Source organism: Streptomyces sp., assembly GCF_036566765.1.
Classification (GTDB): Bacteria; Actinomycetota; Actinomycetes; order Streptomycetales; family Streptomycetaceae; genus Streptomyces.
The window spans coordinates 1-15,160 of sequence record NZ_DATCVQ010000422.1 but is presented as its reverse complement, the minus strand read 5'-3'; the positions used below and the strand labels follow the sequence as shown (position 1 = coordinate 15,160).

At 71.0% G+C, this 15,160-nt stretch carries 9 protein-coding genes; 4 read left to right on the top strand and 5 right to left on the bottom strand.

The window, feature by feature from the left end:
- Window positions 1-42: 42 nt before the first annotated feature.
- The 4 genes from VIU94_RS24765 to VIU94_RS24750 all read right to left on the bottom strand — a co-directional run bounded on the left by VIU94_RS24765 (window position 43) and on the right by VIU94_RS24750 (window position 4,734).
- A complete protein-coding gene (locus tag VIU94_RS24765; protein ID WP_331914235.1) occupies window positions 43-1,380 on the bottom strand; it encodes an ABC transporter substrate-binding protein in 1,338 nt (445 codons plus the stop codon).
- Window positions 1,381-1,438: 58 nt separating this feature from the next.
- Entirely contained in the window at window positions 1,439-2,407 is a 969-nt protein-coding gene (locus VIU94_RS24760; RefSeq protein WP_331914233.1) for a carbohydrate ABC transporter permease, read from the bottom strand.
- 3 nt (window positions 2,408-2,410) lie between these two features.
- Window positions 2,411-3,337 carry a carbohydrate ABC transporter permease gene (locus VIU94_RS24755; protein WP_331914231.1) on the bottom strand — a complete coding sequence of 309 codons (927 nt, stop codon included), beginning with the start codon at window positions 3,335-3,337 and terminating at the stop codon, window positions 2,411-2,413.
- Window positions 3,338-3,750: 413 nt separating this feature from the next.
- Window positions 3,751-4,734 (bottom strand): LacI family DNA-binding transcriptional regulator, encoded by a 984-nt coding sequence (locus VIU94_RS24750; RefSeq protein WP_331914229.1) that lies wholly within the window; start codon window positions 4,732-4,734, stop codon window positions 3,751-3,753.
- Between the two features lie 371 nt (window positions 4,735-5,105).
- On the opposite strand from VIU94_RS24750, the gene VIU94_RS24745 reads away from it, so the two are divergent.
- Together VIU94_RS24745 and VIU94_RS24740 are read left to right on the top strand one after the other, a co-directional pair.
- Window positions 5,106-6,551 carry an RICIN domain-containing protein gene (locus tag VIU94_RS24745; RefSeq protein WP_331914227.1) on the top strand — a complete coding sequence of 482 codons (1,446 nt, stop codon included), beginning with the start codon at window positions 5,106-5,108 and terminating at the stop codon, window positions 6,549-6,551.
- Between the two features lie 152 nt (window positions 6,552-6,703).
- Window positions 6,704-9,142, top strand: a complete 2,439-nt coding sequence (locus VIU94_RS24740) for an RICIN domain-containing protein (RefSeq protein ID WP_331914225.1) — start codon at window positions 6,704-6,706, stop codon at window positions 9,140-9,142.
- Between the two features lie 67 nt (window positions 9,143-9,209).
- Here VIU94_RS24740 and VIU94_RS24735 read toward each other — a convergent pair whose 3' ends face one another.
- Window positions 9,210-10,961: a glycoside hydrolase family 35 protein gene (locus VIU94_RS24735; RefSeq protein WP_331914223.1), complete on the bottom strand. Its 1,752-nt coding sequence runs from the start codon at window positions 10,959-10,961 to the stop codon at window positions 9,210-9,212.
- Window positions 10,962-11,160: 199 nt separating this feature from the next.
- Here VIU94_RS24735 and VIU94_RS24730 point away from each other — a divergent pair, with 199 nt between their 5' ends.
- Window positions 11,161-13,995: a SpoIIE family protein phosphatase gene (locus tag VIU94_RS24730; protein WP_414721005.1), complete on the top strand. Its 2,835-nt coding sequence runs from the start codon at window positions 11,161-11,163 to the stop codon at window positions 13,993-13,995.
- Between the two features lie 86 nt (window positions 13,996-14,081).
- Window positions 14,082-15,160, top strand: a 1,079-nt coding sequence (locus tag VIU94_RS24725) for an ABC transporter substrate-binding protein (RefSeq protein ID WP_331914221.1), incomplete at its 3' end; no start/stop codon positions are given.

The following is a 15,160-nucleotide window of genomic DNA, read 5'->3' as shown; positions in this document are numbered from 1 at the left end:
GAATCACACAGGCGGCAGCGCTCGCTCGGCGCCGTCGGGTGCCTACTCGGCGACCGTGAAGCCCTGGTCCTTCCCGTACTTGACGCTCACGTCCTGCCAGGACTTCAGGCCGTCCGCCAGCGGCTTGGGGGAGACGTAGGCCTTGCCGACGGTGTCGTTGAAGACGGAGTTGGCGTACACCTGGTACGGCAGGTACGACCAGCCGGCGCCGACGTTGTTCGCGGACTCGGCGAAGATCTTGTTGGCCTGCTGCCCGCCGAAGTAGGGGAACGGCTTCTCCAGGAACGCCTTGGACCCCAGGTCGGCCGTGGTGGCAGGGAAGGCGCCCTGGGCGACGCGGGACGTCGCGCCGGCGCCGGTCGTCGCGAACTCGATGAACGCGTAGGCGAGTTCCTGGTTCTTTGTGCCGTCCGGCACCGCGAGGGAGCTGCCGCCGTTCTCGGCGCTGGCCTTGTCGCCCTTCGTCCACTGCGGGAGCGGGGCCACGCGCCAGTCGCCGGACGCCGACGCGACGCCGGAGGCGAAGTTGGCCGGCATCCAGGCGCCGATGGACAAGGTGGCGAGGGAGCCGTCCCCCAGTCCCTTGTACCACTCGTTGCTCCAGGAGCTGACCGGGGCGACCAGCTTCTCGTCCAGGAGCTTCTGCCAGGTGTCCGTGTACTTCTTGGTGCCGGCGTCGCCGAAGTCGATGGAGACCTGGGTGCCGCCGCTCTTGTAGGGGCGGCCGCCTGCCTGCCAGATGAGGCTCGTGGTCGCGCCGGCGTCGCCGGTGTCGTTGGTGATGAAGATCTTCGGGTCCGCCTTGTGCAGCGCGCGGGCCGCCTCGACGTACTCGTCCCAGGTGGTGGGGACCTTGACGCCGTGCTTGTCGAAGACCTTCTTGTTGTAGAACAGCGCCATCGGGCCGGAGTCCATGGGCAGCGCGTAGACGGCTTTGTCCTCGCTGACGGCGTTCCACGGGCCGGGGGTGAAGGTCTTGTCCAGGCCGGACGCTCCGAGGGGCGCGAGGTTCTCCACGGAGTGGGCTATGGCGAACTGGCCGAGGGCGTAGTACTCGATCTGCGCCACGTCGGGCGCGCCGGAGCCGGCGCTGATCGCGTTCTGCAGGGCGGTGTACTGCTTGTCGCCGGTGCCCGCGTTGACCAGCTCGACGTCGACCTTGGGGTACTTCTTCTCGAAGTCCTCGGCCACCTTCTTGAGCGTGGGTTCCCAGGCCCACACGGTCACCTTGCCGCCCTTGGCCAGTGCGGCCTTGACGTCCTTCGGGCCGCTGCCGGCGTCTGCGTCGCCGTCGGAAGCGCCGCAGGCGGTGGCGGTCAGCGCGAGCGTGGAGACCACGGCGAGAGCGCCGAGCAGTCTGCGGGTGAAGTGCGTTCTCATGGACTGTGCTCCTGGTCGGTGATGCGGGTGGGCGGGACGAGGTGGAAGAGGGGCGTGGTCATTCCTTGACGCTTCCCGCGGCCAGGCCGGACTGCCAGTAGCGCTGGAGCAGCAGGAAGACGGCCACGATCGGGACGATCGTCAGGAGCGAGCCGGTGATGATCAGGTCGAAGACGGCCTCGCCGCCGGCGGTCTGGGCCTGCGCGTTCCAGGCGTTGAGGCCGAGCGTCAGCGGGTACCAGTCCGGATCCTTGATCATGATCAGCGGCAGGAAGTAGTTGTTCCAGGTCGCGACCATCGAGAACAGCAGCACGGTGACCATTCCGGGCATCAGCAGCGGCAGCGCGATCCGGAAGAAGGTGCGCAGCTCGCCGGAGCCGTCGATGCGGGCCGCCTCGAGCAACTCCGCAGGCACCGCCTCGGCGGCGAACACCCACATCAGGTACAGCCCGAAGGGCGAGATGAGGGAGGGGATGATCACGGCCCAGGGGGTGTTGGTCAGGCCCATGTTGCTGAACATCAGGAAGGTGGGCACGGCCAGGGCGGTTCCCGGTACGGCCACGGCCCCGATGACGACGGCGAAGACGGCGCGCCGGCCGGGGAACTCGTACTTCGCCAGGGCGTAGCCGCCGAGGACGGCCAGGACGGTCGCGCCGCCCGCGCCCAGCGCGACGTACAGCAGGGTGTTGAGCAGCCAGCGGACGAAGACGCCGTCGTCGTAGGTGAGCGTGCGGGAGATGTTGTCCCAGAGGTTGAAGTCCTCGGCGAACCACAGGCCGAAGGAGTCGAAGAGGCCCTTCTGGTCCTTGGTGGCGTTGACGACCAGCCAGGCCAGCGGGAGCAGGGTGTAGAGCAGGACGAGACCGGTGACGAGGGTCAGCGGGATGCTGGGGCGCGCGTCGAGCGGGGTGTGCGGCCGGCGTCGGCGCTTGCGCGGGGAGGCGTCGGCCCGGGAGTCGTCGGCGGTCGCCGGTTCGGGGGCGGGGGCGGAGGACTCGGCCGCCACGGTGGTGAACGAGGTGGTCATGGCTCAGCCCTTCCGCATGCCGCGCAGCTGGACCGTGTAGGCGATGATCGCGGTGATCACGCCCATGACGATGGCCACGGTGGCGGCGTAGTTGTGCTGCTGGCCGGAGAAGGACAGCGAGTACGTGTACAGGTTGGGGGTGAAGTCGTTGGTGATCGCGTTGGGCGCGAGCTTCTGCAGGATGCTGGGCTCGTTGAAGAGCTGGAAGCTGCCGATGATCGAGAAGATCGTGGCGATCACGAGGGCGCTGCGGATCGCGGGAAGCTTGACCGAGGCGATGATCCGCCATTCCCCGGCTCCGTCGATTGCCGCGGCCTCGTAGAGCGAGCGCGGCACGACCTTGAGGGCCGAGTAGAAGATCAGCATGTTGTAGCCGACGAACTCCCAGGTCACGATGTTGCCGATGGAGGCGAGCACCAGCGACGGAGACAGCGGGTTCGGCAGGGACACCCCGAACGCGTCGTTGATGTTGCCGACCAGGCCGAACTGGGTGCCGTAGATGAACCCCCACATGAGGCTCGCGACGACGGCCGGGACGGCGTACGGCAGGAAGACGGCGATGCGGAAGAAGGACCTTCCGTAGAGCCGCCCGCTGTCGACGGCCAGGGCGACCAGCAGTGCGATGCCCAGCATGATCGGCACCTGGACCGCCAGGAACAGGCCGACCCGCGCCAGTCCCTCCCAGAACTGCGGGTCCGAAAGCGCCTGCCGGTAGTTGTCCACGCCCACGAACGACCTGCCGCCGATCAGCCGGTCCTGGAAGAGGCTCAAGTAGCCGGCGTATGCAATCGGCGCCAGGAAGACGAGTCCGAAGACCGCGACGAACGGGCCGGCGAATCCCCACCCGACGAGGCCGTGCCTCCCGAGTGGGCGTCGCCGTCGTGGCCTGGGCGCTGGGACTGCCTGTGCGGACGTCGACAGGAGCGTCATGGTGGTTCCTTGCGTCGGTGACCGACCGGTCGGGAACGGAGCGGGGGAGGCAGAGGCCTCGGGCCGGGAAGGCCGGAAGAGGGATTTTCCGATGAGCAATGTTTACGTAATCATCGAGGGGCTTGATGGTGACACCACCGTCAGATGGGCGTCAAGCACGGCGCGGTAGCGACCGGATGGGATTGAGGTGACGACAAAGGACACGACGGCCAGTCAGGGGTCGTCGAGCGGCCCTCGCGTCCAGTGAGGGGCGAGGGGGCTTCACGTCATGGGCGCTCCGACGCCGGGGCGGGCCGACAGGGTGCGTGCGCAGGGAAAGCGGCAGGTGGGAGCCGGGGCGGACGCATCCCGGCGCACAGCCGGGCGCCCCCTCCCCGCTGCGGTCAGGGGAGGGCGAGCTCGGGCGTGATCCGTCAGGCGGGCGGCGGTGCGGTGCTGGCGCGGACCACGAGGGTGGGTTCGACGGCGAGCCGGTGCGGTCGGTTGTCGCGGCGCTCGATCTGCTCGAGAAGCAGGGTCACGCAGTGCCGGCCCACCACGTCGAAGTCCTGGTGCACCGTGGTCAGCGGCGGCTCGAAGAACCCGGCTTCGGGCACGTCGTCGAAGCCCGCCACGCTGATTTCGTCCGGCACCTTCCGCCCCGCCTCGTGCAGGGCGCGCAGCACCCCGAGCGCCATCTGGTCGTTGGCCGCGAAGACGGCGGTGACGTCGGGGACCTGCGCCAGCGTCCGGCCGGCCAGGTAACCGGACTCGGCGGTCCAGTCCCCGTACAGCGTGGGGCGTACGGGCGCGCCGGCCGCGACGAGCGTGCGCTCCCACGCCTCGGCGCGACGCCGGGCGGCGAAGGAGTCGCGCGGCCCGCTGACGTGATAGACGGTCCGGTGGCCGAGTTCCAGCAGGTGGCCGACCACGGCCTGGGTTCCGCGGGCCTGGTCGAAGTCGACGTTCGGGTACTCGTGCCCGGTGTCGCCGTCGGCGACGACCACCGGCATCGAGGGCGGCAGATGCAGCGACGGCGTGTCGAGCATCTGCGACTCGACCAGCACGATTCCGTCGACGGACTGCAGCGTCAGGTGCCGGAAGGCCTGCCGCACGGCGGCCTCGGTCTGCGCCCGGATGCCCATGAAGTTCACGGAGAAACCGGCCTCGCGCGCCGCGTCCGCGATGGCCCCCAGCGTCCGCGCGTTGCCGTGCGCGCCGACGTCGAAGCTGACCACGCCGATCGCCCCGAACCTGCCCGTGACCAGCGCGCGCGCCGCCGCGTTGGGGCGGTAGCCGAGGGCCTGCATCGCGGCCAGCACTTTCGCGCGGGTGGTCTCGTCCACGTTGTCGTGGTTGTTGGCCACGCGCGACACCGTCTGGGAGGACACGCCCGCCTTCGCCGCGACCTCCGCCATGGAGGGCCACTTCCGGGGCGGTCGTGAGCGGGGCGCCCTCTGTCCCTTGTCCGCCACCTTCGACCGTCCCTTCCCCGAGGCCCACGCGGGCGCGCGCGTACTGCGCCCCCACGCGCCATGTTGACGCAAACACGATCCCGGGTCAAAAAGCTCGGCCCGCTTGGTCCAACTCCTTGACAGGGTCCCGCCGCGCTCTCAAACTTCCGGCTACATCGTGTTTACGCAAACATTACGTAGACCCGGTGATCGAGACGGTCCACAACGGCCGGCCACCCCCTCCAGGCGCTCCACCGCTCCGGCCTCCCCAGACGGTCCCTGCCGCGCCGCCCGCGCGGAGCGCCCAGTCCGACGAACACCATGAGGTATCGCGCATGCGACTCAAGATCTTCGGGACGGCGGCACTCTTCTCCGCCCTCACCGCCCTCCTCCTCTCCCTGCTCACCGCCGTGGGAACCGCCCACGGCGCCCCGGCCACCATCGCCAACGGCACACAGTTCACCGATCCGGCCGGCAATCCCGTGCACGCCCACGGCGGCGGCGTGATCAAGGTCGGCCAGTACTACTACTGGTTCGGCGAGAACCGGAACGCCGACAACACCTTCCGGTACGTGTCCGCCTACCGCTCCACAGACCTGAAGAACTGGGAGTTCCGCAACCACGTCCTGACCGAGGCGTCCGACCCGGAGCTCGACTGGGCCAACATCGAGCGGCCCAAGGTCGTGTACAACAGCTCCACCCAGCAGTTCGTGATGTGGATGCACAAGGAGAACGGCTCCGACTACGGGGAGGCGCGCGCCGCCGTCGCCGTGTCGTCCACGGTGGACGGCGACTACACCTGGCGCGGCAGCTTCCGCCCCCTCGGCCACATGTCCCGGGACATCACGACGTTCGTCGACACCGACGGCGCCGGCTACATGATCTCCGCCGCCAACGAGAACGCCGACCTGCACGTGTACCGGCTGACCGCGGACTACACCGCGGTCGAGTCCCAGGTCCAGAAGCTGTGGTCGGGCCAGTGGCGCGAGGCGCCCGCGATGTTCAAGCGCGACGGCGTGTACTTCCTCCTCACCTCCGGCGCCACCGGATGGGCCCCGAACCAGCAGAAGTACGCCACCGCCACCAGCGTCACCGGCTCCTGGAGCGACCTGAAGGACATCGGCGACTCCACGACGTACCGCAGCCAGACCGCCTACGTCCTGCCGGTCCAGGGGACCAAGGGCACCAGCTACCTCTACATGGGAGACCGCTGGGGCAACTCCATGGGCGGCACCGTCAACGACTCCCAGTACGTCTGGCTGCCGCTGACCTTCCCCACCAGCACCACCATGACCATGGACTACTCCCCGCAGCTCACCGTCGACACCGCCGCGGGAACCGTGACCGGCATGAACGTGCCCTGGGAGACGCTGACCGCCCGCAACAGCGGCAAGTGCGCCGACGTCGCGAACTTCGACGCGAAAGACGGCGCGCAGCTGATCCAGTGGGGCTGCGGCGGCGGCGTGAACCAGCACTTCTGGATCAAGAAGCTGGGCACCGGCTACGTCCAGATCATGGCCCGGCACAGCGGCAAGTGCCTCGACGTCGCCGGCGCCTCGACCGCGGACGGTGCGCTCGCCGTGCAGAACACCTGCAACGGCTCGACCTCCCAGCAGTGGAAGGTCCGGACGACCGACGTCACCGGATACGTCCAGCTCGTCGCCCGCCACAGCGGAAAGTGCCTCGACGTCGTCAACCAGTCGACGACCGACGGAACCGCCCTGGAGCAGTGGACCTGCAACACGGGCGACAACCAGAAGTGGCGGCGCTCGGCGGCCTGACGCCGCGCCTGAACGACACGCCGCCCCCGCGTCACCCGCGCCTCCTGGCCGCCGGCCAGGAGGCGCGGCGGCGAGGGCCGGCTCCGCCGCCCACCACACCGCATCCCTCCCCCTCGCACCACACCCCGTCCCTCCCTCTCAAGGAGCAGGTCGTGTTCCCCACCCGCAACCGATCGGCGTCGCCCCGGCCCCGGTACGGTCCCTCCCGACTGCCCAGGAGCCTCGCCGCCCTCGTCGCCGCGACCGCCGTCACCGCCATCGGGCCCGCCTCCGCCCCCGCGAGCGCCGCGGAAACGCCGGCCGCGGCGCTGACCGTCCGCCTCGACCCCAGCTACCAGCAGCCGTCCTTCCAGGGCTGGGGGACCGCGCTGGCCTGGTTCGCCAACGTGACCGGCGGATGGCCCGACGCCCAGCGCAACCGCCTCGCGGACGACCTCTACGGCGCGGACGGCCTCGGCTTCACCATCGCCCGCTACAACATCGGCGGCGGCGACAGCCCCGAGACCACCCCCTACATGCGGGCCGGCGCGGCCGTCCCCGGCTACTGGAACCGGCCGGGCCCGGAGTCCCCCGACTGGTGGGACCCCACCCGCGCCGACCACTGGAACCCCGCGGCCGACGCCAACCAGCGCTGGTGGCTCACAGCCGCGAAGGCCCGCGGCGCGAGCACCTTCGAAGCCTTCTCCAACTCCGCCCCGTACTTCATGACCAACAGCGGCCTGGTCTCCGGCGCGGCCAGCGGCTCGCAGGACAACCTCCGCTCCGACCAGTACGACCGGTTCGCCGCCTACCTCACCGGCTCGCTCCAGCGGGCCCAGTCCGCCACCGGCGTCACGTTCGACTCCCTCTCGCCGATCAACGAGCCCGACACCGACTACTGGCACGCCGGCGGCCGCCAGGAGGGCTCGCACTGGGACCCGGCCTCCCAGGCCCGCATGATCACCACCCTGCGCGCCGCGCTCGACGCCAAGGGCGTGACGACCCCGATCGCCGCGATGGACGAGACCAACCCCGACAAGTTCCGGTCCAATTGGGACGCGTACGCCCCCGCCGTCCGCGACGCCGTGGGCCGGCTCAACACGCACACCTACGGGACGAACGGCCGCAAGGGGGCCCGGGACATAGCGAAGGGCGAGACGACGCCGCTGTGGATGTCCGAGGTCGACCTCGGCGGCAGCGTCCCGCAGAGCTTCACCGACATGAGCCCCGCGCTCGACCTCGCCGGGCGGATCAACGACGACCTGCGCGAACTGGAGCCGCGCGCCTGGGTCCTGTGGCAGGCCGTCGAGGACTACGAGAACATGACCCCGGGCCGCGAGGACTCGAACTGGGGCCTGATCCAGACCGACTTCACCCCCGCCGACGCGGCGACCGAGCCGCTGCGCAAGAACAAGAAGTACTGGGCGATGGCGAACTACAGCCGCTTCGTCCGCCCCGGGGCGCGGATCGTCGACACCGACGACCCGCAGACCCTGGCGGCCGTCCGGCCGGGCGGGAACGGCGTGGTCGTCGTCCACACCAACCCCACCGGTAGCGCACGCGAGGTGACCCTGAACCTCGACGGCTTCCAGACCGCCGCCGACGGCCCCGTCGAGCGCTGGACGACCGACGCCACGAAGAACCTCCAGCGCGACGGCGACGCGGCCGTGGCCGGCCGGACCCTCAAGGCCACCGTCGGCCCCGGCTCCGTCACCACGTTCGTCCTGCCCACCGTCACCGGCGTGAACACCACGGCGACCACCGCTCCCACCGGCGCCCCGCGCCGACTGCTCAACGACCACAGCGGCAAGGCGCTCGCCGTCGCCACCGTCAACGGCAAGAACACCGTCGTCCAGCGCACCTCCGACCCGGCGGACACCGCACAGCAGTGGACCTTCACCAAGCTGTCCGCCACCGACTGGGGCAGCACCGCCGCCTACCGCCTCACCAACGCCAAGACCGGCAAGGCGCTCTCCGTCGCCGACGGCGCCCTGACCTTCGCCACGCCCGGCACGTCCACCGCGCAGCAGTGGATCCGCTCCACCACCGGCGACGGCCACAACACCCTGATCAACCAGGCGACCGGCTGGCTCCTGGACGTCACCGGCGCCTCGACCTCCGACGGAGCGCCCGTCGGGGTCTACCGGCCGACGACCGGCGCCAACCAGTCCTGGACCTTCCCGGGCGCCGCGCCGGACGCCTGGAAGACGCTCACGTTCCGGCACAGCTCCAAGTGCCTCGACGTCAGCGGCGCCTCCACCGCGGACGGCGCGACCGTCGCCCAGTACGGCTGCAACGCCGGCCCCAACCAGCAGTGGTCGCTGCGCGCCACCGGCGGCGGCTACGTGAACGTCGTCGCCCGCCACAGCGGCAAGTGCCTCGACGTGAGCGGCCAGTCCACGGCCGACGGCGCGCAGGTCTTCCAGTACTCCTGCAACCAGGGCCGCAACCAGGAATGGGCGGTCCGGAACACCGGGGACGGGCACGTGACGCTGACGGCCCGGCACAGCGCCAAGTGTCTGGAGGTCAGCGGCGCCTCCACCGCTGATGGCGCTGCCGTCGCCCAGCGGACCTGCGACGGCGCGGCCGCCCAGCAGCTCAGCCTGGGCTGACGACGCCGTGAGGCCGGGCTCCGACCCTGTGGTCGGAGCCCGGCTGATGCGCGTGCGCGGCTCGGTCCTACTCCTCGGTGGGCCCGAGGTCGGCGGTCTCGCGGAAGTCGACGGTCCGGGAGCGGTGACAGGCGTGCAGCTCAAGCACGACGATCTCGTTGTCCCCGGCGCGCAGCACCGGCGCGGGGACGTACAGGGATCGCTGGGGGCCGCGCGACCAGTAGCGGCCCAGCGCGAAGCCGTTGATCCACACGCTGCCCTTGGTCCAGCCGTCGAGGTGCAGAAACGTGTCCGCCGGCTCGTCGACCTCGAAGACGCCGCGATGGAACGTCGGCCCCACGGACGCACCCGTGCCGGCCGTGAACGGCAGGCCGGAGAGATCGGTCAGCGGCAGCGGCCGGCTGGTCCACCCGGTGAGCTCCTCGCCGTCCAGCAGGACCTCGCCCAGCAGACCCTTGCGGTCGTGGATGCCAGGCCCGTAGTTGACCCGCCCCTGGTTCTCCACCAGCACGCTCAGGACGCTGCCCGGGCGCGGCGCGGCCAGGGCGAGGGCGTGCTCGTGGTTCTCCCGCTCCAGCACGCCGGCCGGCAGCCCGTCGACGAAGACCTGGGCGCGGTCGCGTACCTGCTCCACCTCCAGCAGGGCAGGACCTGCGTCGGCCAGGGCCGTCTCGTACAGGACGAAGCCGAAGTCCTGCCCGAGCTGCTCCATGGTGAGCGGCCGCGGGGAGTCGACGGCCCCGCCGAGCGCCTCGGCGCACTGCAGCAGTCCGGCGCTCTGGGTCAGGGTCACGGCCTGCGGGGCGAGCTTGGGCCCGCGCGGGGGGACGGCCTCGGCGGGGACCGGCGCGTACTTGGCGATGACGTCGCGGAAGGCGGTGAACTTCTCCGTCGGGTCGCCGGCCTCGTCGAGGGGGGCGTCGTAGTCGTACGAGGTCACCGTGGGCCGGTACGTGTGCTTGTCGTTGGCGCCGTTTGTGAAGCCGAAGTTGGTGCCGCCGTGGAACATGTAGAAGTTGACCGAGGCCCCGGCGGCCAGCACCTCGTCCAACTCCTGCGCCGCCTGTTCGGGTTCCCGGACCACGTGGTGGCTGCCCCAGCGGTCGAACCAGCCGATCCAGAACTCGGTGCACATCAGCGGGCCCGTCGGCTGCTGGGCGCGCAGGGCGGCCAGACTCTGGGCGGAGCGGCTGCCGAAGTTGGCCGTGGCGAGGACGCCGGGCAGCCGGCCCCGGGCCAGGTCGGCGGGCTGGTCGCAGGTGAACAGCGGCACGTCCACCCCGCAGCGGCGCAGCGAGTCCGCGAGATGCTCCAGGTAGGCGGTGTCGTCGCCGTACGCCCCGTACTCGTTCTCCACCTGCACCGCCAGGATCGGGCCGCCCTCGGTGGCGAGGCAGCGTCTCAGCGGGGTGAGCAGCCGGGCGAAGTAGTCGTCGACGGCCGCGAGGAATCGGGGGTCGCGGGTCCGCAGGCGGATGTCCGGGTCCGCGAGCAGCCAGGACGGCAGGCCGCCGCCCTCCCACTCGGCGCAGATGTACGGACCGGGGCGGAGCAGGACGTGCAGTCCTTCGGCGGCGGCGAGGTCGAGGAACGCTGCTATGTCCAGGCCGCCGTCCGTCGTGAACGCGTCGGGCCGGGGCTGGTGGAGGTTCCAGGGCACGTAGGTCTCGACGGTGTTGAGCCCCATGAGCCTGGCCTTGCGCAGCCGGTCCGCCCACTGGTCGGGGTGCACGCGGAAGTAGTGCAGCCCGCCGGACAGGAGCCGGAACGGTTCGCCGTCGAGTGTGAAGCCGCCGTCGTCGATCTGAAGAAGGGGCATGAACGGGTGCTCCTGTGCTGGAGGTGGGATGCGCGGGGGTGGCGATGCGCCGGGTGGCGGCGAGAAAATCCGCCGCAGCCATGTTTACGTAAACATCCCGCGCGTGGCAAGCTTCGGGCGCTCCGGATGCAGGTCGGCTGAGGTTCGCCCCTAAATACCCGTTCTTTCGCGATTTCAAGCAATCTGGGTAAATAGAGGTATGAGTCGACGTGCGGAGCGCTCGCGTCGCCCGTTCGGCGGATCCGCTCGCCGAACGGGCGACGAGGACGCCGTCGCGGGCGATCACGACCGCCCCGAGGAGGGCGGCTCGAACGGCACCGGGGGTCTCGGACGCCTGCGGTCCTGGCTGGTGAGGGGCAGCGTCGCCCGCGAGATGCTCGTCCTCCAGCTGATCTTCGCCGTGCTCCTCATCGCCGCGGCTCTGACGAGCCTGATCGTCCAGGCCCGACACGACACCCTGACCGACGCCCGGCACCGCACGCTCGCCGCCGCCCAGTCCTTCGCCAACGCCCCCGGGCTCGCGGAGGCCGTGAACGGCCCCGACGCGACCGACCGGCTGCAGCCGCTCGCCGAGGCGGCCCGCAAGGGCTCGGGCATCGACGCGATCGTCGTGTACCGGCTGGACGGGACCGCCCTCACCCACAGCGACCCCAACCTGATCGGCCGGCACGTCATCGGCCCCTACGCCCGGGCGGCCGACGGCGAGCCGTTCACCATGACGTTCGACGGCGCGCTCGGCCCGTCCGTTGTGTCGGCCGTGCCCGTCAAGGACTCGACGGGCGACGTGGTCGGCATCGTGGCCGCCCCCGTCACGGTGGAGAAGGTCCAGGACGCGGTCAACCGCCAGCTGCCCGCCCTGCTGGGGGCCTCCGGCGTCGCACTCGCCCTCGCCGCCGTCGGTGCGGGACTGTTCAGCCGCAGGCTGCGCCGGCAGACCCACGGCCTCGCGCCGGCCGAGATGACCCGGATGTACGAACACCACGACGCGGTCCTGCACGCCGTCCGGGAGGGCGTCGTCATCATCGGCCGCGACGGCCGTCTGCTGCTGGCCAACGACGAGGCCACCCGGCTGCTCGACCTGCCGCCCGACGCGGAGGGCCGCCCCGTCGCCGACCTCGGCCTGGAGCGCCGTACCGCCGACCTCCTGACCTCGGACCGCATCGTCACGGACGAGGTGCACCCCGCCGGGGAGCGGCTGCTCGCCCTCAACAAGCGCTCCACCACCCCCTTCGGCGGACACCAGGGCAGCGTGATCACCCTCCGCGACACCACGGAACTCAGCTCCCTCGCCGGGCGGGCCGAGGCGGCCAGGGAACGGCTCACCTTCCTCTACGACGCCGGCGTGCGCATCGGATCCACCCTCGACGTCGCGAAGACCGCCCAGGAACTCGCCGACGTGGCGGTGCCGCGCTTCGCCGACGTCGTCACGGTCGAACTGCTCGACCCGGTCCTCGAAGGGGAGGAGCCCACCGGCACGAGCACCGCACTGCGCCGCATCGCCCTCGCCGGCCTGCCCGAAGGACATCCCCTCTACGGCCGCGGCGAGCTCATCCGCTTCGCGCCGGGCACCCCGATGGCCACCAGCGTCGCCGACGGCCGCTCCCTGACGGTCTCCGACTTGTCCCAGTCGCCCGGCTGGCTGTCCCAGGACCCCGAATGCGCCCGCCGGATCCTGGACTACGGAATCCACTCACTGGCCGTCGTGCCGCTGCGCGCCCGGGGCGTCCTCCTCGGGATCGTGGATTTCTGGCGGGCGGACGACTCCCCGCCGTTCGACGCCGAGGACCTGTCCGTCGCCGAGGAGCTGGCCGGACGGGCCGCCATGAGCATCGACAACGCCCGGCTCTACACCCGCGAGCACGGCACCGCGGTCACCCTGCAGCGCAGCCTCATGCCCCGGGAGCTGCCCGACCAGAGCGCCCTGGAAGTGGCGCACCGCTACCTGCCCGCCCAGGCGGGCGTGGGCGGGGACTGGTTCGACGTGATCCCGCTGTCCGGCGCCCGCGTCGCACTCGTCGTCGGCGACGTGGTCGGGCACGGCGTCCACGCGGCGGCGACCATGGGCCGGCTGCGCGTCGCCGTGCACAACTTCGCCTCGCTGGACCTGCCCCCCGACGAGCAGCTCGGTCACCTCGACGACCTGGTCGCCCGCATCGACGTCCCGCACCACGACGACGCCGGCGAAGCCGAGCAGGGCATCACCGGCGCCACCTGCCTCTACGCCGTCTACGACGCGGTATCCGGGCGCGTCGCGGCGGCCACCGCCGGCCACCCTCCGCTGGCGGTCGTCGACCCGGACGGCACGGCGCGTTTCCTGCACGCCCCCGTCTCGCCGCCGCTGGGCCTGTCGGCCGGCATGCCGTTCGAGGCCGCGGAACTGGTCGTGCCCGAAGGCTCGCAGCTCGTCCTCTACACGGACGGCCTGATCGAGCACCGCACCCGCGACCTCGACGCCGGCCTGGAAGACCTGCGCACCGTGCTCGCCGTGCGCGGGCGCACCCCCGACGCAACCTGCGCGGCCGTGATCGACCAGCTGCTGCCCGAACGCCCGGACGACGACGTCGCCCTGCTCGTGGCCCGCACCCGGAAGGTGCCGACGGAGCATGTCGCCGAATGGGACGTGCCGCGCGACCCCGCCGCCGTCGGACGGGCCCGCAAGGCCTGCGCGCGGCGGCTGGCCGAGTGGGGCCTGGACGACATCGCGTTCGGGACGGAGCTCGTCCTCAGCGAGCTGATCACCAACGCCGTCCGCTACGGGGCCGACCCGATCCACGTACGGATGATCCTGACGGACGTGCTGGAGTGCGAGGTCTCCGACGGAAGCAGCACCACCCCGCACATCCGCCGGGCCGCCGACACCGACGAAGGAGGGCGCGGCCTGTACCTCGTCGCCCAGTACGCACAGCGATGGGGGACCCGCTACAGCTCCCGCGGCAAGACCATCTGGGCCGCCCAGGCGCTCGGCGGTGTCGCAGCTCCGCACGAGCAGGACGAGGCAGACATGCTGGCGCAATGGGAAGACGTGGAACTGTGAGACTTCCCGCGAGGACGAAAGCTCACCTGCCGCGCGCACGCCGCGTCCGCGCGACCGCCGCCGGGTTCGTCGCCTTGCTCCTGACGGTGGGGTTGTACGCCTGCCAGCAGAACCAGGCCGTGCGCGTCGTCGGGCCCGCCCGCGCCACCTCGGCCGCCGAGGCCGGCGGCATGACGGCGCTCATCAAGGCGGCGCAGGCGGAGGGGCGGCTCAACACGACCACGCTGCAGCGCGGCTGGGCCAACTACGGCGGCCTGATCGACAGCTTCGAGCGGAAGTACGGCATCGACGTCGTCGTCGACAATCCCTACGGCCACAGTCAGGACGAGATCGACGAGATCAAGCGGTACCGGGGCAAGCCGAACGCTCCCGACGTCGTGGACGTCGGCGACACCTTCGCCCAGTCCGCCGCCCGCGAGGGCCTGCTGGCGCCGTACCGGGTCGAGCGGTGGGACGAGATCCCCGAGAACCAGAAGGACCCCGAGGCCCGCTGGTACAACGGCTACGGCGGCTACGTCTCCATCGGCTGCGACGCCAACCGCGTCACGCGGTGCCCCGTGTCCTTCAGCGACCTGCTCGAGCCGGAGTACAAGAACATGGTCGCGCTCAACGGGGTCCCCACCATGGCCGGCTCGGCGTTCGCGGCCGTCTTCGCGGCCTCCCTGGCCAACGGCGGCTCCTTCGACGACATCCGCCCCGGCATCGAGTTCTTCGCCGTTCTCGACCGGGTGGGCAACTACAACCGAGGCCAGCCCGACACGGCCGCGATCGGTCGCGGACAGACCCCGATCAGCATCCAGTGGGACTATCTGAACCTCGACCACGCCGCCGCCTTCCGCGGCACGCACGTCGACTGGAAGGTGTCCATCCCCTTCGACGGCAGCTTCTCCCAGTACTACGCCCAGGCGATCAACAAGAACGCCCCCCACCCGGCGGCGGCCCGCCTGTGGGAGGAGTACCTCGCGAGCCCCGTGGGACAGAACCTCCGACTCGTCGGCCATGCCCGCCCGGCCCAGATGGCCGCCATGGCGGAGAACGGGACCCTGAACAAGACCCTGGCCGCGCAACTGCCGACGGTCGAGGGCACCCCGCAGTTCCCCACCTCCGAACAGCTGGCCAAGGCCCTGGTGACCGTACGCCGGGAGTGGCCGAAGGCCATGTCCGA

Excerpts from the sequence above, each read along its gene's own strand:
- VIU94_RS24765 (WP_331914235.1), bottom strand. The coding sequence starts at position 1,380 with ATGAGAACGCACTTCACCCGCAGACTGCTCGGCGCTCTCGCCGTGGTC.
- VIU94_RS24760 (WP_331914233.1), bottom strand. The coding sequence starts at position 2,407 with ATGACCACCTCGTTCACCACCGTGGCGGCCGAGTCCTCCGCCCCCGCC.
- VIU94_RS24755 (WP_331914231.1), bottom strand. The coding sequence starts at position 3,337 with ATGACGCTCCTGTCGACGTCCGCACAGGCAGTCCCAGCGCCCAGGCCA.
- VIU94_RS24750 (WP_331914229.1), bottom strand. The coding sequence starts at position 4,734 with ATGGCGGAGGTCGCGGCGAAGGCGGGCGTGTCCTCCCAGACGGTGTCG.
- VIU94_RS24745 (WP_331914227.1), top strand. The coding sequence starts at position 5,106 with ATGCGACTCAAGATCTTCGGGACGGCGGCACTCTTCTCCGCCCTCACC.
- VIU94_RS24735 (WP_331914223.1), bottom strand. The coding sequence starts at position 10,961 with ATGCCCCTTCTTCAGATCGACGACGGCGGCTTCACACTCGACGGCGAA.
- VIU94_RS24730 (WP_414721005.1), top strand. The coding sequence starts at position 11,161 with ATGAGTCGACGTGCGGAGCGCTCGCGTCGCCCGTTCGGCGGATCCGCT.